This is a genomic window from Actinoallomurus bryophytorum, from assembly GCF_006716425.1.
Lineage (GTDB): Bacteria > Actinomycetota > Actinomycetes > Streptosporangiales > Streptosporangiaceae > Actinoallomurus > Actinoallomurus bryophytorum.
In genome coordinates this window covers 1,026,590-1,044,097 of record NZ_VFOZ01000002.1, presented here as the reverse complement: position 1 = coordinate 1,044,097, position 17,508 = coordinate 1,026,590, and the positions used below count along the sequence as shown (strand labels likewise).

15 protein-coding genes and 1 pseudogene are annotated in these 17,508 nt (G+C 69.3%); 5 read left to right on the top strand and 11 right to left on the bottom strand.

Annotated elements, in window-relative coordinates; genetic code table 11:
• Positions 1 to 27: 27 nt before the first annotated feature.
• The 4 genes from mimD to FB559_RS40825 are packed head-to-tail and all read right to left on the bottom strand — an operon-like array spanning position 28 to position 4,180.
• Complete coding sequence (mimD, locus tag FB559_RS40840; RefSeq protein WP_141962939.1) at positions 28 to 369, bottom strand: propane 2-monooxygenase effector subunit MimD; 342 nt, start codon at positions 367 to 369, stop codon at positions 28 to 30.
• A complete protein-coding gene (locus tag FB559_RS40835; protein WP_141962937.1) occupies positions 366 to 1,475 on the bottom strand; it encodes an aromatic/alkene monooxygenase hydroxylase subunit beta in 1,110 nt (369 codons plus the stop codon). Before FB559_RS40835 ends, mimD begins: the two co-directional genes overlap by 4 nt.
• An 11-nt stretch (positions 1,476 to 1,486) precedes the next feature.
• Positions 1,487 to 2,524: an FAD-binding oxidoreductase gene (locus FB559_RS40830; RefSeq protein WP_141962935.1), complete on the bottom strand. Its 1,038-nt coding sequence runs from the start codon at positions 2,522 to 2,524 to the stop codon at positions 1,487 to 1,489.
• A gap of 21 nt (positions 2,525 to 2,545) precedes the next feature.
• Positions 2,546 to 4,180 (bottom strand): ferritin family protein, encoded by a 1,635-nt coding sequence (locus FB559_RS40825; protein WP_141962934.1) that lies wholly within the window; start codon positions 4,178 to 4,180, stop codon positions 2,546 to 2,548.
• Positions 4,181 to 4,394: 214 nt separating this feature from the next.
• On the opposite strand from FB559_RS40825, the gene FB559_RS40820 reads away from it, so the two are divergent.
• The gene (locus tag FB559_RS40820; protein WP_141962933.1) at positions 4,395 to 6,125 is read left to right on the top strand and encodes a sigma-54-dependent Fis family transcriptional regulator; all 1,731 of its coding nucleotides are present in this window, start codon (positions 4,395 to 4,397) and stop codon (positions 6,123 to 6,125) included.
• A gap of 73 nt (positions 6,126 to 6,198) precedes the next feature.
• Positions 6,199 to 7,266 (top strand): prephenate dehydrogenase, encoded by a 1,068-nt coding sequence (locus FB559_RS40815; protein ID WP_141963311.1) that lies wholly within the window; start codon positions 6,199 to 6,201, stop codon positions 7,264 to 7,266.
• Positions 7,267 to 7,546: 280 nt separating this feature from the next.
• Here the strand turns inward: FB559_RS40815 and FB559_RS46000 are convergent.
• Positions 7,547 to 8,560, bottom strand: a pseudogene (locus FB559_RS46000) (MFS transporter); the annotation flags it as partial.
• Positions 8,561 to 8,635: 75 nt separating this feature from the next.
• Positions 8,636 to 9,259, bottom strand: a complete 624-nt coding sequence (locus FB559_RS40805) for a GntR family transcriptional regulator (protein ID WP_141962931.1) — start codon at positions 9,257 to 9,259, stop codon at positions 8,636 to 8,638.
• 125 nt (positions 9,260 to 9,384) lie between these two features.
• On the opposite strand from FB559_RS40805, the gene cmk reads away from it, so the two are divergent.
• The 3 genes from cmk (at position 9,385) to FB559_RS40790 (ending at position 13,678) form a co-directional block, all read left to right on the top strand.
• A complete protein-coding gene (cmk, locus tag FB559_RS40800) occupies positions 9,385 to 10,086 on the top strand; it encodes a (d)CMP kinase (protein WP_246122860.1) in 702 nt (233 codons plus the stop codon).
• Positions 10,087 to 10,097: 11 nt separating this feature from the next.
• Positions 10,098 to 11,471, top strand: coding sequence for a ribosome biogenesis GTPase Der (der, locus tag FB559_RS40795; protein ID WP_246122903.1), 1,374 nt, complete (start codon positions 10,098 to 10,100; stop codon positions 11,469 to 11,471).
• Positions 11,472 to 12,175: 704 nt separating this feature from the next.
• Entirely contained in the window at positions 12,176 to 13,678 is a 1,503-nt protein-coding gene (locus FB559_RS40790) for an acyl-CoA dehydrogenase family protein (RefSeq protein WP_141962929.1), read from the top strand.
• A gap of 41 nt (positions 13,679 to 13,719) precedes the next feature.
• On the opposite strand, the gene FB559_RS40785 is transcribed toward FB559_RS40790, so the two are convergent.
• From FB559_RS40785 to FB559_RS40765, 5 genes are read right to left on the bottom strand one after another with little or no spacing between them, the layout of a single operon-like run.
• On the bottom strand, positions 13,720 to 14,307 hold the full coding sequence (locus FB559_RS40785) for a GAF domain-containing protein (protein WP_141962928.1): 588 nt from the start codon (positions 14,305 to 14,307) through the stop codon (positions 13,720 to 13,722).
• Between the two features lie 23 nt (positions 14,308 to 14,330).
• Positions 14,331 to 14,912, bottom strand: coding sequence for a GTP-binding protein (locus FB559_RS40780; protein ID WP_141962927.1), 582 nt, complete (start codon positions 14,910 to 14,912; stop codon positions 14,331 to 14,333).
• Positions 14,893 to 15,264: a DUF742 domain-containing protein gene (locus FB559_RS40775; RefSeq protein WP_141962926.1), complete on the bottom strand. Its 372-nt coding sequence runs from the start codon at positions 15,262 to 15,264 to the stop codon at positions 14,893 to 14,895. Before FB559_RS40775 ends, FB559_RS40780 begins: the two co-directional genes overlap by 20 nt.
• Positions 15,261 to 15,692: a roadblock/LC7 domain-containing protein gene (locus FB559_RS40770; RefSeq protein WP_221640686.1), complete on the bottom strand. Its 432-nt coding sequence runs from the start codon at positions 15,690 to 15,692 to the stop codon at positions 15,261 to 15,263. The genes FB559_RS40775 and FB559_RS40770 overlap by 4 nt, the downstream gene beginning before the upstream one ends.
• Before the next feature lie 29 nt (positions 15,693 to 15,721).
• Positions 15,722 to 17,287 carry a sensor histidine kinase gene (locus FB559_RS40765; protein ID WP_185792714.1) on the bottom strand — a complete coding sequence of 522 codons (1,566 nt, stop codon included), beginning with the start codon at positions 17,285 to 17,287 and terminating at the stop codon, positions 15,722 to 15,724.
• Positions 17,288 to 17,508 lie beyond the last annotated feature (221 nt).

Genomic DNA, 17,508 nt, shown 5'->3' with positions numbered 1-17,508 from the left:
CGCCGCACAGGGCGTAGAGGGGGGCCGTTACTGGACCGGACGCAGGTCGAAGTCGATGTACTCCGCCGCGTCCTCGGGGTTGGCGAACAGCACGGTCTGGTCGTCGAGGTGGACCATCCGCCCGTAGTGGGTGGACATGATCTCCTCGAAGTCGGGCACGGCGAACTCGAAGCCCAGGACGTCGGAGATCTCGTCGAAGTCGAAGACGAGCTTGGTGGCGCCGTCGACCCGGATCATCGAGGGATACTCCGAGACCTTGACGCCCTCCTTGCCGCGCATCACCTGCGCGACGACGTAGCCGACCTGGTTGTTCATCAGCGTGACGCCGCACTTGCCGGAGGAAGTCCGCTGGAACTCATACGTACTCACGAGGTCAGCTCCTTCGGCTCGCTCAGGCGCAGGTCGGCGAGGACGCCGCGCAGCCGGTCCTTGGCCCGGTCGAGTGAGTCCTCGAAGCGGATGACCCGCTCTGCGGGCTGTGACCACAGCGGCTGGAGGTGGCGGGCCGCGGCGAGGCTCACCGGCAGCCAGCGTTCGGTCCAGGCCTCCAGGGTCTCGATGTTGTGCGCGCCGTGCGTCTCGTCGGCGACGAGCATGGTGAACAGCGCCCGTGTGTAGCCGCTGTCGCGGGTGTGGTCGTTCTCCCCGACGCCCATGATCGTCGGGGTCGTGTAGTCGCCGTTCCGCGCCGCGATCTGCATGACCAGCTCACTGCGGAACAGCTCGCCGACCAGCGACTCGAAGACCACGTTGGTGGCGAAGAGCGCCTCGGCCCAGTCCACGATCGCGGTGAGCCGCTCGACGTTCTCCCGTACCGGCTGCCAGATCTCGTCGTCCTGCCACACCTCGCGGTGGACCGCGCCGTCGAAGCCGTCGATGTTCTCGGTGAGGTCGAGGTTGTACAGCGCGAGGTCCTGGGCGAAGCGCAGCTTGTGCGCGGCGTTCACCGACATGGCGTTGTTGATCATGTTGGTGGGCGCGGAGCGCTGGATCGCGATGAACAGGTGCATGCCCAGGCCGTGCTCGGCGTGCATCCAGGCGCCCACGTGGCGGGCGACGAACTCCTTCCATCCCGGTGCCCAGGCGCCGTACGCGTTCGCCGCCTTGGCGTTCGCCAGGTTGTTCTGCACCTGGCGTACGGCGCTCGCGTTGTTGCGGTAGATGGTCTGTTCCCACTCCCCGTTGGGGTCCAGGAACGTGTGCCAGTCCGAGGACCTCAGCTCGGTCCAGTCCTTCGGATAACCGGCCTGGCCGTCGGCGAAGGCGTAGATCCACCCCTGCAGGAGATGGCGTTCGGGGTCGGGCTGCACGTCGACGGTGACGTCTTCGTACATCGAGGCCCGCATGCGCGCGGGGGTGAAGTAGTTGTAGCTGCGGCTCGTCGAGCTCGGGAACTCCAGGGCGCCGGCCTCGGCGTCGGTGAACTCCGGTTTGGGAAAATCACGCGTACCCGACCTGGTCGGGGGAGTCGACATCGGCTTCCTCCTCACGTTGGTTCGTCTGCGCTGGCTGTGGTGGTGAACTTGTCGTAGAAGACCCGCCCCTCCGGCACGCCCTTGGCGGCCATCAGCTCGATCGCGGCCTCGACCATCGGTGGCGGCCCGCACAGGTAGGCGTCGGCGCCGGACAGGTCGGTCTCCAGCCGGTCGACGACGTCGGTGATCAGGCCCTCTTCGGCCCCGGCGACTCCGGTCTCCTCCGACAGGGCGGCGACGAAGGAGAACCGGGAGAGCACCTCGGACAGCTCGTCCATCCGGTCGAGGTAGAACAGGTCACGCGCCGTACGGCCGCCGTAGTAGAAGGTGGTCCTGCGGTCGATGCCCTGCTCACGCAGGTGCGTGAGCAGCGACAGGATGGGCGCCATGCCCGCGCCGCCGCCGATCATGACCAGGTCGCGGTCGCTCTCGCGTAGGGTGAACGTCCCGTACGGACCCTTGATGTCGAGGGCGTCGCCGACCGACAGGCCGCCGTCGAGCAGGCCGGAGAAGTGCCCGCCCGGGTAGCGCTTGATGACGAAGTCGGCCTGGTGGTCGGTGGACGGGGTGTTCGCCATCGAGAACGATCGCCAGTGCTCGGTGCCGGGGATCCGCACGTCGGCGTACTGGCCGGGATTGAAGGCCAGCTCCCGTGGTGACACGCACGTCAGCCGCAGGTGCACGATGTCGTGCGTCAGCTCCTCGATGGCCGCGACCTCGGTGTTCACGAGCTGGATCGGCACCCCGGCGCGGATCATGTCCTCGTCGTAGTTGATCAGCTCGACCTCGAGGTCGCTGTAGGCGTGGCCCCGGCAGAGCAGGACGTAGCCCTCCTCGCTCTCGTAGTCGGCGAGCGCGAACGTGGAGTAGCGCTCCATCTGCAGGTCGCCGTCGAGCAGGAAGGACTTGCACGCCGAGCACTGGCCCTCCTTGCAGCCGTGCATGAGCATGACGCCCTGACGGAACGCGGCGTCGAGGATCGTCTCGTCCTCGTCGACCTCGATCTCGATGTCGACCGGCTCGAACCTGACCCGGTGCTTGTCGCCCACGGTCTTGCCCTCCGGCGCTGGTCAGGGAGTGCGGTTCGGGTGGACCTTGTACTCGGCGATGAAGCGTTCGCGCTCGGCGTCGGACATCTCGTTCAGCGTCACGTTCGGGCTCGGGAACGGCAGCCCGCGTACGTCGTCGAGGGTCCAGAGCTTCTTCGGGTCGCCGAGGTCGAGGTGCGGCTGGGGGATCAGGGTCTTGCCGTCGTCGCGCACGTACCCGAGGTCGGTGATGATGTCGGCGAGATCCCAGTTGTGGTAAAGCGTCTCCCACTCGCGTTTGCCGGTCAGCCGTCCCATCGACGGCGTCGGGCGGCCCTCGTACTCCGGCCGGAACGCGGTCTTGTCGGTCCAGTGACACGTCTCGGAGCAGTACGTACGCCACTGCCCGTCGACCTCGTCGCAGACGATGTCCTCGCGGATCAGGCAGGGGACCATGCAGGTCCAGCAGCGGTGGGGGTACTGGTAGCCGACGTCCTCGAACGCGATCGGCTTGTGGCCGTTCGGGCGGCTGAGCCGGTTGTAGGCCTCCCACCACCTGCCGTACTGGTCGTACCAGCCGGGGTACTTGGTCTCGAACCACTCGAAGTCCGCGTCCGTCATGCCGTCGATGCGCCAGTAGTTCACCGGCCAGCCGGTGGCGAAGAACTGCGCGACCTTATGCACGTAGCCCTGGTTCCAGATCCGGTCCCAGGCCTTCTCGACGAGGTCGTGCGGGATGACCAGGCCGTACTTCTCCAGCGGGATGAGGTAGCTGCGGTAGTAGTCGTCGTAGATCCAGCGGCGCCACATCTCCGCGTAGCTCTCGCGGTCCTTGCGGCGGTCCTTGGTGCCGTACTCGATGAACGTGCCGATCGCGGCGTCCACGACGCAGTGGTTGTTCCACCAGGCGTAGCGCAGGTCGCGTTCGAGGAGCTGGCGGTTCTGCTCGTCCGCGAGGGCCATGAGCAGGATGGAGTAGCCGTTGCTGATGTGGCGCGACTCGTCGGACTGCACCGAGTGGAAGACGGTGGGCAGCAGGTAGTCGCCGTTGGCCGCGGCCTCCGACGGCATCGCGACGAAGAGCGTGTTGGTGAAGGCGGTCTCGGCGACCACGGTCAGGTAGACGTTCGCGGCGGTGATCGCGTCACCGGTGATGAAACCCTCACCGAACTGGCGGCCGATCGTGCCGGCGTAGCAGTTGGAGAACGCCTTCTCGCTGATGTCGAACCCGGCCGGGTCGATGTAGTGGTTCATGTACAGGCGCTTGAGGTTCATCTGGATCGTCGAGTGCCGTACCTCGTCGATCATCTGCACGGCGAGGCCGTTGTGGATCTGCGGGTTCGGCACGGCGCCGATCGACATCGGCATGGCGCGCGCCGCCGAGATCTCCGGGAACGGGATGATCGACAGGAAGAGCTTCTGCCACTCCATCCAGCGCTGCTGGACCTGGCGGAACATGTTGCCGCGTATCGCGCCGTCCATCGCGCCGTAGACGCGGTTGTCCTTCTCCTCCTCCATCGGGAAGTAGGAGCGCAGGATCTGCTTCAGCGGGTCCTTCTTGGGCGACTTGTCGAACCGGTAGTCGGTGGCGTACCGCTCCGCCGGTGTCGCGAAGGTGGGCTCCCACGACAGCTCGGTGATCTTCTGATGCGCCTTCGTCAGGCTCTGCCTGCTCACGTGACCTCCCGTGCAGAGGCGCCGGTACGTGCTCCGGCGGGGACACGCCAATAGCACCCCCAATAGAGAAGAAAGACGGTCTCATCTTGAGACGAGCCGCGTCCGGATGTTCACTTACGGTGGGGACACGGCGAAAGCCCCGTATAAGCGCCGGTAGTCGATCTTTTTGGGACGCCTCCGAGTCATCCACGAGTTCAGAGGGGACCGATCGGCGGTGGGAGACGAATTCACGGTCGCGCGCGCCCGGGAGAGCTTCCTGGCCAGCGACCGGGCACCACAGGTGCGCGAGGAGATCCTGGCGTCCTGGAAGCGTTCGCGCTTCTGGGGGGTCGCGCCCGACGACCTCGACATGCCCTACCGGCCCGACCTGGACTTCGACACCCGCCTCGTACGCGCCGCCCGCCCGGTCCTGGACCGGCTGCAGCGCCAGCTCACCGGCACGAACACCAGCGTGATCCTCACCGACGCCCACGGCCTCGTACTGGACCGCCGGGTGGACGACAACGGCCTGGAGCGCCGCCTCGACGAGATCTCGCTCGCACCCGGCTTCAGCTACGCCGAGGAGCACGTCGGCACCAACGGCATCGGCACCGCGATCGAGCAGGGCCAGGTCTCCTGCGTGTTCGGCGCGGAGCACTTCACCGACCGCCTGCAGCTCATGTCGTGCGCCGGCGCGCCCATCCGCGACCCGCTGTCGGGCCGGCTGGAGGGCATCATCGACCTGACGACGCGTTCCGACCACGCCAACCCGCTGATGCCCGCGCTCGTACAGGAGACGGCCACGCTGATCGAGCAGCGCCTCGGCGAGGGCGGCAGCGAGCGGGAGCGCGCCCTGCTGCGGGAGTTCATGGCGACGGCGCGCGGTGGCCGGGGAGCGATCTTCAGCGTGGCCGGCGACCTGGTCATCGTGAACGCCGCCGCCGCGCGTCTCCTCGCGCCGAGCGACCACCAGCTGCTGCGTGAGCGCGCCGACGAGCTGCTCGCCGGGTCCCGCGACGTCAGCGAGGAGATCCTGCTGTCGCAGGGCCACACCGTACGGCTCCGGTGCCGGCCCGCGATGGGCGGCGGCGCCGTCATGGAGATCCACGTCGTCGGCGACGCGCCGGCCGGGAGACCGGCCTCCGCGCCGCCCCCCGGCGTGGCCGGCGGGAGCCCGGGATGGACACGGGTCTGCCAGATCGTGGAGGCGGCCTGCCGGTCCCGCTCGTGGCTGCTGCTGCGCGGGGAGGAGGGCGTCGGCAAGCTCGCCGTCGTCCGCGCCATGCACCGGCGACTCAACCCGGCGGCGAGGTTCGCCGTCTTCGAGGCGGCGGACCTGCGCGGCGACACCGCCCACTGGATGGGCCGGCTGCGCTCCGACCTCGGCGCGCCGATGGCCACGGTCGTGCTGCGGCACCTCGACCGGCTGCCCGCCGAGGCCGCGGTCGAGCTCGCCGGCCTGCTCGAGCCCGCGGCGCTCCGCGCCTGGGTGGTCGGCACCGTGACCGGACCCGCGAGCCTGCCCCACTCGCTCCTCGCCCACTTCGCCGAGTCGCTCGTCGTCCCGCCGCTGCGGCACCGCATCGACGACGTACGTGACATCGTGCCCGTGCTGCTGCGCCGGCACGCCGCGCACCGTCGCCTGGTCTGCTCACCCCAGGCGATGCACACGCTGCTGCGCTCACCCTGGCCCGGCAACGTCGCCCAGCTCGACCGGGTGGTGCAGGCGGCCGTCGCCGCCCGGCCCACCGGCCGGATCGAGCCCGGTGACCTGCCCGACGAGGCCCACACGACCAGCCGGCACGTGCTGACCCCGATGGAGGCGATCGAACGCGACGCGATCTCCCGCGCGCTCGATGAGTCCGGCGGCGACAAGCGCAAGGCCGCGGCACGGCTCGGCATCTCCCGCGCGACGATCTACCGGAAGATCCGCGCCTTCGGCCTGGAGATCCGCTCGCGCGCCTAGGCACCGTACTGCCACGCCCGCATGGGCTCCTGGGGTTGTCGATACCCTGAGAGTTCACGCGGAGGTGAGAGTGATCGTCGAATCACGGCGGGTGGTCGTCATCGGCACCGGGTTGATCGGGACCTCGGTGGCGCTCGCCCTGCGCGGGCGCGGTGACGAGGTGTGGCTCGCCGACCGTGACGCGGCGTCCGTGCGCATGGCGGCCGAGCTGGGCGCCGGGGTTCCCCTTCCCGAGAACGCCGGTCCCGCGGACATCGCGGTGCTGGCGGTCCCGCCGGCGGCCGTCGCCGCGACTCTGCTGGACGCCCAGAAGCGCGATCTCGCGCGGGTCTACACCGACGTCGCGAGCGTCAAGTCCCGCCCGCTGCGCGAGGCCGCCGAGCTCGGCTGCGACCTCACCTGCTTCGTCGCGGGACATCCCCTCGCGGGCCGTGAGCGCTCCGGCCCGGCCGCGGCACGCGCCGACCTGTTCCTCGGCCGGCCCTGGGCGCTGTGCCCGACGCCGGAGACCACCGGGCCGGCCCTCGACGCCGTGACCGCGCTGGCCGAGTCCTGCGGCGCGCAGACCGTCGTGGTCGGCGCCGACGAGCACGACCGGGCCGTCGCGCTCGTCTCGCACGGCCCGCACGTGGCCGCCGCCGCCGTCGCGGCCCGGCTCGAGGCCGCGCCGGAGGTCGCCCTCGGCCTGGCGGGGCAGGGGATACGCGACGTCACCCGCATCGCCGGCAGCGACCCCGAGCTGTGGATCGGCATCCTGAGCTCGAACGCGGCCCCGGTGGCCGACGTCATCGACGCGGTCGCCGCCGACCTCGCCGACACCGCCGCGGCGCTGCGCGAGGGCGGGGAGACCGCCGTGACCGAGCTGCTGAAGCGCGGCGGTGCCGGCCGCCGGCGGCTGCCGGGCAAGCACGGCGACCGCGCCGGCACCTACGCCGTCGTCCCGGTCCTCATTCCCGACCGGCCCGGTGAGCTGGCCCTGCTCTTCCAGGCCGCCGGGGTCGCCGGCGTCAACATCGAGGACGTGACGATCGAGCACTCGCCCGGCCGCCCGGTCGGTGTGGTCGAGGTGAGTGTGATGCCGGCCGCGGCACAGCGCCTCGCCGACGAACTACGGGCGCGTGGCTGGTCGGTTCCCGGCTGAGCTCGACCGCGGGCATGGCGGGGGGCGGCGTGCGCCACAGCCGCAAGAACGCGATGCGCACGCTGCCGAGCACGATCATGCAGGTGATCGGAGCGAAGGCGAGCTGGAACGACGGGGCGTCGTAGTGCCCCCCGGTGGCGTCCAGCAGCGCTCCCGCGGCGAGCGAGGCGGTCATCGCGGCGGAGAACCCGCCGATGTTGACGACACCGGAGGCCATTCCGCCGCGGCTCGGCGGGTTCGCGTCACGCGCGAGGTCGAAGGCCAGCATCGACGCCGCGCTGCCGGTGGCGCTGACCAGGACGAGCGCCACGGCCAGCGGCACGGGCAGCCGGCCGCCCGGCCAGGTGATCGCGACGATCCAGACGACGGCGAGCGCGGCGGCGACCGAGACGATCAGGCGTCCGCGCAGGGCGGGCCGGTGGCCGGCCACCCATCCCATGGCGGGCGCGACGGCCAGCGGCGCCGCGGCGGTCAGCGTCAGCGTGAGCCGGGCGGGGCCCGGCGCCATCCCGAGCCCCTCGACCAGGTACGGGTAGCCCCACAGCGTCGCCAGCACCATGAACGAGGACATCAGGGTGAAGTGCACCCAAAGGGCGGTACGCGTGCCGCCCTGTGCCAGCGTCGTGCGCAGATCCGTGAGGATCGGGGCGGTCGTTCTGGAACGTTCCATAGACGTGCCGCCCGGATGGTCGCGAATCCACCACCCCACGGCCACCGCCAGTACCGCGCTGAGGACGGCGGTGCCGAGGAAGGTCGGGGTCCAGCCGTACGCGCGCAGTGACGCCGACAGCGGGACGGTGCCGGAGACCTGGCCGAGCGCCCCGGCCATCGCCGTGAGCGCGGTCAGCAGCGCGAACCGGCGGCGAGGGAACCACGAGGCGGCCAGCCGGATGACGCTGATGAAGGTGAAGGCGTCACCGAGGCCGACGAGTGCCCGGCCGAGCACGGCGAGCGGCATCGAGGTCGCGGACGCGAACAGCACCTCGCCGACGGCCATGGACAGCAGTGCCGCGACCAGCATCCGGCGCGGGCCGAACCGGTCGGCCATGATGCCGGCCGGGATCTGCATCACCAGGTAGACGCCCAGCTGGAGGATGGCGAAGGCGGACAGCGCGGTCGCGCCGAGGTCGAAGCGTTGCTGGGCGGCCAGGGCGGCGACGCCCAGGCTCGTACGCTGGAAGAAGGCGACCAGGTAGACGAGCGCGCCGACGGCCCAGATGCTCCAGGCGCGGCGGCCGCCGAGCGGGTGGGGGCCGGTGTCGGGACGGGGCGGCGACAGGACCGCGAGATTCACTTCTCACCTTTCGGGGGCAGGGGTCGTACTCCGCCTGCGGCAGGGGGTTTTCGGGGGGCTGGTGTGAACCGGTGGTCAGGAGCGGCCGTGAAGCGCCGCCCCGGCGGTCTGGAGGTGGCGGTGGATCGCGGCGCGGATCCGCCGGCGGTCGCCCGAGCGCACGGCCTCCAGGATCTCCGAGTGGTCCCTGATCGCATCGGCGGCGCGTACGGGGTCGCTGGCGGTCAGCCGGGCCATGCGCAGCTGCCGGTCGCGCAGCGAGTCGTACAGCTGGGTGAGGATCGCGTTGCCCGCGGCCGCGACGAGCGTGCGGTGGAAGCAGCGGTCGGCGTGGGCGAACTCCTTGGCGTCGGCGGCGCCAGAGTGCTCGCGCATGGCCTCCAGGAGCCTTGTGAGCTCCGCGACGAGCTCGGGGCCGATGGTGGCCCGGCCGGCGGTGAAGGTCTCCACCAGCTCTCTGGTCTCCAGCACGTCGGAGACCTCCTGGGGGGAGACGGGCAGGACCAGCGCACCGCGCTTCGGGTAGAGGCGTACGAGCCCCTCGGTCTCGAGCCGCAGCAGCGCCTCGCGTACGGGGGTGCGGGACACCCCGACCTCGGAGGCGATCTCGCCCTCGCTGAGCAAGGCGCCGCCCGGGTAGGCGCGGTCGAGGATGGCCTGCTTCACGTGGTCGTAGGCCCGGGAGGTTGCTGTGGTCATCTTGTATCTATGTTACATACAAGACGTATGCCTCCGGTGGCGGGGTGTTCGATGTTCGGATCAACCCGGCCCGGCGGACCGGTAGCCTCATACGTTGGCCGGTCGGTACGGGAGAGGATTCACACGTGACGCTCGTCATCGCCATGGACGGCCCGTCGGGTTCGGGCAAGTCCAGCGTGTCCAAGGGCGTGGCACGCGCCCTGGGGCTGCGTTACCTCGACACGGGCGCGATGTACCGCGCCATGACGTGGTGGATGCTGCGCGAGGGCGTCCCGGTGGACGATCCGTCCGCGGTCGCGGCCCGCGCGGGCGAGCCCGGCCTGTCCTGCGGCACGGACCCGGACTCCCCGGAGATCTCCGTGGACGGCACCGACGTCTCCGGGCCCATCCGCGGTTCCGAGGTCACCGGCGCGGTGAGCGCCGTCGCCGCGGTTCCGGAGGTGCGCGAGCGCCTGGTGGCGCTGCAGCGGGAGATCATCGGCGCCGGGGGTATCGTCGTGGAGGGCCGTGACATCGGCACCGTGGTCGCCCCGGACGCCCCGGTGAAGATCTACCTCACCGCGAGCCCCGAGGTACGCGCGCGGCGCCGCAGCAGGGAGCTGACCGGCGCGACCGTCTTGGCGACCCAGGCCGACATGGCCCGCCGTGACCGTCTCGACTCCACCCGCAAGACCGACCCTCTGACGCGGGCGGCCGACGCGGTCGAGGTCGACACCTCCAGCCTCGGTCTTTCCGAGGTCATCAGCGAAATCGTCCATATAGCGAATAGGGCCGGAGGGACCGTTGGAGCGGTTCGCGAGGCGCTGTCCAGCGAGGAAAGCCCGTGAGCGAGACCGAGATCCAGCACGCCGACGTCATCGGGGTCGCCGATGACGTCGAGCACGACGTCGCCCCTCCACCGGTCGTGGCCGTCGTAGGACGGCCGAACGTCGGTAAGTCCACGCTGGTCAACCGCATTCTCGGCCGCCGCGAGGCGGTCGTGGAGGACGTACCCGGCGTGACCCGCGACCGGGTCGCCTACGACGCCGCCTGGGGCGGCCGGCGGTTCACCGTCCTCGACACGGGCGGCTGGGAGCCGAACGCCGAGGGCCTCGCCGCCGCCGTCGCCGACCAGGCGCGCCTGGCGGTCGACGCGGCCGACGTCGTCCTGTTCGTGGTGGACGCCACCGTCGGCGCCACCGACACCGACGAGGCCGTCGCGGACGTCCTGCGGCGGTCCAAGAAGCCGGTCGTCCTCACCGCCAACAAGGTCGACGACTCCCGGGCCGAGTCGGACGCCACCCTGCTGTGGTCCCTCGGCCTCGGCGAGCCGCTCACCGTCTCGGCCCTGCACGGCCGGGGGAGCGGTGACCTGCTCGACGCCGTGCTGCACGCACTGCCCGAGGAGGCACCGCCGGAGACCTTCGGTGTCGCCGGTGGCCCGCGCCGCATCGCCCTGCTCGGCCGGCCCAACGTCGGCAAGTCGAGCCTGCTCAACAAGCTCGCCGGGGAAAACCGCGTGGTCGTCGACTCCGTCGCCGGCACCACACGTGACCCGGTGGACGAGCTGATCGAGCTGGGCGGCCAGACCTGGAAGTTCGTCGACACGGCCGGTATCCGCCGGCGAGCACGGGAGAACCAGGGCGCCGACTTCTACGCCACGCTGCGCACCCAGTCCGCGCTGGACCGCTCCGAGGTCGCGGTCGTCCTGGTGGACGCGAGCGAGCCGCTCGCCGAGCAGGACCTGCGGATCATCTCGATGGTGATCGAGTCGGGCCGTTCGCTGGTCCTGGCGTTCAACAAGTGGGACCTCGTCGACGAGGAGCGCCGTCACTTCCTCGACCGCGAGATCGACCGGCAGCTCCACCACGCCCGCTGGGCGCCGCGCGTCAACATCTCGGCCCGTACGGGCCGCCACGTGGAGAAGCTCGTGCCGGGCATCGAGACGGCCCTGGCGGGCTGGGGCGAGCGCGTGCCGACCGCCAGGCTCAACTCCTTCATGTCCGACCTGATCGCCGCCAAGCCGCACCCCGTGCGGGGCGGAAAGCAGCCGCGGGTGATGTTCGCCACACAGGCGGGCGTGCAGCCACCGCGGTTCGTGCTGTTCACGACCGGCTTCCTCGAGGAGGGCTACCGCCGTTTCATCGAGCGCAGGCTCCGCGAGGAGTTCGGGTTCGACGGCACCCCCATCGAGATCAGCATGAAGATCCGGGAGAAGCGCTCCCGCAAGTAAGAACCCGCGCGGACAGGACCACGCCGCCGCGCGGCGTCCGGCGGCATCGCCGCCGGTCGGCGGCCTAGTCGAGGCCGAGTCCCTCCTCGGCCTTGCCTGCCACCGGAACGCTGCCCGCCGGGCGCGCCCTGCGGTCTCGAACGCGCCTGGCCGGCGCCGAATCGGCGTACCCGGTGGCCACATGCGGCCCTGTACGCCCCACGCTTGACAATTTCGGTCAGATGTCGCTGACGGCCGGGCCCGTTCGGCTGCGTCATGAACGCCCAGCCCAGGCGTGGTCGCCTGAGCTTGGGGATCCCCGTGCCCCCGTGTCGGTATGCGCCCGGATGATCACTTATTCGGGATCCTGTCGATACCAAAGTGCGGCCACATGAGGCCTTTGGCACGGTCTGTCCCGGGGCTCCCGCCCCGCGCCGTTCGTCAAGCTCACGAGTGAAAACTAAGATCAACAGGCCGTCAAGGCCGATACGCCGGTTACGGCTGTCGTCATGCGATGGGTGATTACAGCTAGCCAGAGATGCCTTGCATTTTGTGACCGAAATATTCACGATGATCCCTGTAGACCGCACCGGGAAACAGGACACTTCGGCAGGAGGTACGCGTGATCGGCTATCTCGCCATGAATCGCCCGTTAAGGCGTTCATAGACGTCGGGACCTGACTCCTTCCCCTTACTGACACCCCGACCTGTGAGAGCGGACACCAATGAGCAAGGCTCTACTGTCTCTGTCGACGAACGAGTTCATCGCTGGCATCGAAGCGGTCGCGTCCAAGTTCGACTCCGCAAGCTATCCACAGCAGAATCTTCCCGCCGACGACTGGGCGCTACTCGTGGGGAGTGGCGTACTGCTTCCGGCTCTGCCCAGGGAGTACGGAGGCCGCGACAGCCATCTGGAGATGTGCCGGGTCGTGGAGGCCATCTCGGAGTGGAACCTTCCACTCGGTGTGCACGCGGCGGTCAACACGGCCCTGGCGCTCCGGCCCATCGTGATGTGGGCGGGCGAGCAGGCCAAACAGGAGATCCTGCCGCTGTTCTCCGGAAGCGACCCGCTGCTGGCCGGGTTCGCCGCGACCGAGCCGGGATGTGGCTCGGCCATGTCCGGCATGACCACCACGTTCGAGGAGGCCGGTGAGGGCTACCGGATCCGTGGCCGCAAACACTGGCAGGCCCTCAGCCAATCCGCCCACTGGTGGGTGGTCAGTGCGAAGAACGATGACGCCGGGCGCCGCGAGTACGGCTTCTTCATCGTCAAGCGCAGTGAGGGTTTCCGTACCGTGGAGCGCTATGAGCCGGTGGGCCTGAAGGCGGTCGACTACGGCCTCAACGACATCGACGCGATCGTCCCCCGGCATCGGCGGATCGGTGCTGAGAAGAGGGATCTGAGCACCATGGTGGAGATACTCATGGCGTCGCGGGCGATGATGGCGGCGATGGGGTGCGGCTTCCTCCGCCGTGTGAGCCGCGAAGCGCACATGTACGCCGAGACCCGCACCATCGGGCGTGCGCCGTTGTCGGCGATCCGGTTCGCTCGCTACCGGCTCGCGGCCATCGACACCTCGTACACCATCTGTGAGGCGCTCAACCACCATCTGCAGACGCGGCTGGACCTCAAGGCCGACATGACCTCCGCGTTCCCCGCCGTACAGGCCATCAAGACCGTCGCCACCGAACGGATCCTGAGCGCGGCGCTGCACTACCAGCAGCTGGCCGGCGGAGAGGGCTATCGCAGCGGCTCGCCCACCAACATCGCGGCCCAGGCGGCCCTGGACGCCCGGGTCTTCCCGATCTTCGACGGCAACAATGATCTGCTCAGCCAGCAGCTCACCGAATACTGCCTGGCCCGCCTGTCCGGACGCACGCTCAGCGGTTTCCTGGCCGCCTGGCCGCTCACAGCGCCGGCCGTCGCGGCGCTCCGGGGGAATCTGGGCTTCCTCGATCGTCCCCTGGGACAGGAACATCAGGTGCTGGCCGGCCGCGCCATCGCCTACCTGTTCGCGATCACCCAGGTCATGCGGTGGTCTGCCGAGACCGGTCCAGACCCTGACAGGGTCCGAACCGCTATCGCGTTCCTCAAGACCGACATCACCGGCGTCGCCACAGAGTTCGACCTTCTGGCCTCAGGCATCCTCGACACCGACGACGAAGCCGGCTCATGGTCGGCCGGCGACCTGCACTCCCGCTCGATTCCCAGCCCCACCATGACCTGACCAGAGCTCACGCCGGAGGGAGGCCGCGACGAGCTGTGCGGCTACCCCGGCAGACCCTCGCGCCGTTGAATCCGTTGCATCAGCTCGGCCGCCTTCTCCTTGATGAGGTTGAGACCAGGATGACCCCACGGGCGCGGCTCGTTGTCCACGATGCAGACCGTCCCGAGAGCCGTGCCCGTGCGGTCGATCAACGGTGCTCCGACGTACGTACGGATGCCGAGCTTGTCGACGATCGGATTGCCCGCGAAGCGCGGGTAGTCGCACACGTCGTCCAGGACCAGTGCCTTACGCCGAACGACGACGTGCGGGCAGAAACCGAGATCGAGGGGCGCCTCCCTGCCGAGGAGCGCGGCGCCGACTCCCTCGGAGCCCGGTGGCAGGTACACGCCGGCCAGGTACTGCCGGTCCGTCACGAAGTTCACCATCGCGAACGGAGCACTTTCGGCCCCTGAGAGCTGCCGTGCGACCTCGGCGAGCTCACGGGAGAACTCGTCCAACTCGCGATCCGGAGCCTTGCCCAGCCCCAGTTCTCGCAGCCGTGCCTCCCGCTTCGGAACTTCGTGATCAACGGGCGTCAGCAGATGGCCGTTGGGCTCGTATATCTGTTCGTACGTCACAGCGATCTCCATGGGTGGGCAGGCTGCGGGGTGGACTAGACGGATGGGGAGGGCACGGCGGTGAGCAGATGCTTGATGAGGGATCTGAGCGCCGACGTGGCGGACTGCTTGTCCCGGGCGTCGCACAACACGATCGGCACGCGCGCGTTGAGTTCGAGCGCGGCGCGTACCTCTTCGGGTTCGTAGCGGAACGCGCCGTCGAACTCGTTGACGGCGACGAGGAACTGGATGCCGCGGTTCTCGAAGAAGTCGATGGCCTCGAAGGACGCCTGCAGCCGCCGGGTGTCGGCCATGACGATCGCACCCAGGGCCCCGGCTGACAGCTCGTCCCACATGAACCAGAAACGCTCCTGCCCGGGCGTGCCGAACAGATAGAGCACGATGCCGTGCTGGTCGATGGTGATGCGGCCGAAGTCGAGGGCGACGGTGGTCGCGGACTTGTTCTCCACTCCCGAGAGACTGTCGACGCCGACACTGGCCGCGGTGATGAGCTCCTCCGTGCTCAGGGGTTCGATCTCACTCGCCGCGCCGACGAATGTCGTCTTCCCGACGCCGAAGCCGCCGGCGATCAGGATCTTGACCTGGGTGGGGAACACCTCAGATTCGTTGTAGGCCATCGAGCAGTTTCTCCAGTAGAACTCGGTCGGTGGAGCCCGAAGTGGGACGCGGGGCCCGCATGGTCATGGCCTCACAGTCCACGAGATCGGCGAGCAGGACTTTGGTGACCATCACGGGAAGGCGCATGTAGGCCGCCACCTCGGCGACCGAGAGCGGCTTGTGGCACAGCCCGAGCACCTTGAGGTGCTCGGGGTCCGTGCGTGAGCTCGCCTGCCCGGTCGCGATCACCAGCGAGAGCAGATCCAGTTCCACGGTGGGTTGGGTGCGGCCCGCGTTGACCGTGTACGGGCGGATAAGGGGGCCCGCGTCGTCATCGAGCCATACTTCGTCATCGTCGGGTGTCGTACTCATGGGTTCCGGTCGCCCGGGGCGGTGGCCGGCGGCCGTGCCGCCGTGTCGAGGAAGGGCCGGACGGCCTTGATCAGCCGGGCCATCTCGAAACCGACGACGGCCGGGTCGGCCTCCCCCTTCGCCAAGACCGCGAGTACGGAGTTGAAGCCGGCCCACGAGATGAACAGCTGGCTGGACTTCAGCTCCGCCACCACCTGCCGGACCTCGTTGCTGTTGTCGAACTTCGTCCCGGCGCTCCGTGCTATCGAGAACAGTCCGGACGCGAGTGCCGCGAACTGTTCCGAGCTGGCACGATCAAGGCCATGGGCGGCTTTCAACATTCCGTCGGAGGACAGCAGGACACTGCCCCTGATGACGGGGACCTCCTCGGCCAGACCCTTCAGCAGCCAAGCTAGATCTGGAGCCTGGTTCGGGGAGACGGCGCTCAATGGACGCTCCTTATATATGTGGTGTTCCATCAGTCAGTGCTACCGGCCTCGTCCCCGGGGCCCTCTTCCTGGCCGCTGCGCATTCCCTTCTTGAATGCCGCCATCAGTCCTGGATTGTGATCGGGCTCCGGTTCGTCGGCCGGGGGGGCGGGGGTGGTGAGCAGTTCGGGCGCAAGGCTCGCCTGAGCGTGGCGTCTAGGCAGGTCCGGGCGCCGGTCACCGCCGGGTCGCTGCTCAGGCTGCTGGGCCTGGGGTTGTGGCTGGGGGGAGGTGCTCTGGGGCTCCCACGCCGGGGTGGACGTCTCGCCGAAGTGAGCGGCGGCGTCGTGGCCGCCCGGCACCGGAGCCATCGTGGCGGCGCCCTGCCCGGAACCGGACAGAGGCATCGACGGCGAGAGGTCGGCGGCCGAGGGGAGGGCCGACGTTCCGGTGGTGAGGGCCCCCACGGGCTCCGGCTGGGCCTTGGGCTGGGCGTGGGCCTCCAGCTCCTCCTCCGAGCCGATCAGTTCCTTCGGGATCACGATGGTGGCCTGCGTGCCGCCGTACAGGTTCGTCTGGAGCTTGACGGCGACGCTGTGCCGGCGTGACAGGGCCGAGACCACGAGGAGCCCGATGCGGCCGTCGTGCAGCAGCTCGTCGATGTCGACTCGCTCGAGATCGATGAGCAGGTCGTTCAGCTGTCGCTGGTTCTCCCGCGGGATGCCGAGGCCGCGGTCCTCGATCTCGATGGCGAGTCCGGCCGTGACGGGTTCGGCGCGGAGGAGCACCTGCGTGTGCGGTGGCGCGAACTTGGTGGCGTTCTCGACGAGCTCGGCGAGCAGGTGGATGACGTCCGCGACCGCTCCGCCGTCCAGGGTCCCCTCGACGGGCGGCACGACCTTGACGCGGTTGTAGTGCTCGACCTCGGCGATGGCCGAACGGAGCACCTCGTACATGGTCACCGGCCTGCTCCACTGACGCCGGGAGGCGGCCCCGCCGATGACCGCGAGACTCTCGGCCTGACGGCGCATGCGGGTGCTGAGGTGGTCCACCCTGAACAGGCCCTTGAGCAGATCCGGGTCCTCGACCTGGTTCTCCAGCTCGTCGAGACCCTTGATCGCCCGGTGGGACAGCGACTGCATCCGGCGGGCCAGGTTGACGAAGATCTCAACGCGCTGCGCGGGAACGTTGCCCCCGCCGCCGGCGCTCGTACCGGCCGCGCCGATGATGGCGTTCCAGGCCTCGTTCTGGGCTTTCTGTATCTCATGCCCGAGACGTACGAAGGGGTCACTGGTCGCGGCGGGCCGGGATTCGGCGGCATTGGGCGGCGGCGTCTCACCGGCCGCGATCCGCTCCGCCAGCCCCTGCAGGTCCTGCCGGCCACGGGAGACCAGGAACCCCAGCTCACCGAGTCGCCGCTGCAGGTCCTCCGGGTTGGTAGCGGGATGACCGAATATCTGCCGTTCCCGCCGCGTCGCGGTGTCCGCCCCGAAGACCGCGGCGCCGATGACGACCACCGCTGCCGCGGCGATGACGACCAGTGTCAGACGAGCCTTCGGCGACGAGGATCCCGCCACGAGCAGTTCCATCACCGCGACCGCCCCCAGGAACGCCATAACGGCGGTGGGGATGATGGAAATGTACAGATGGAGGGCGTTTACGCTGATGGAGCGACGTTTACCTCGGCCGGATGGCCTGCCATGACGCCCAGCGTCTTGGCGTTCGGCAACAGCGGCAGGTAGGGGGAACTCAGACATCGGCGTCCTTGGTACAGGGGGGACCGGTCGACAACAGGGTCACAATACTGAGTAATCCGCACATGTATGGAAACACTCTG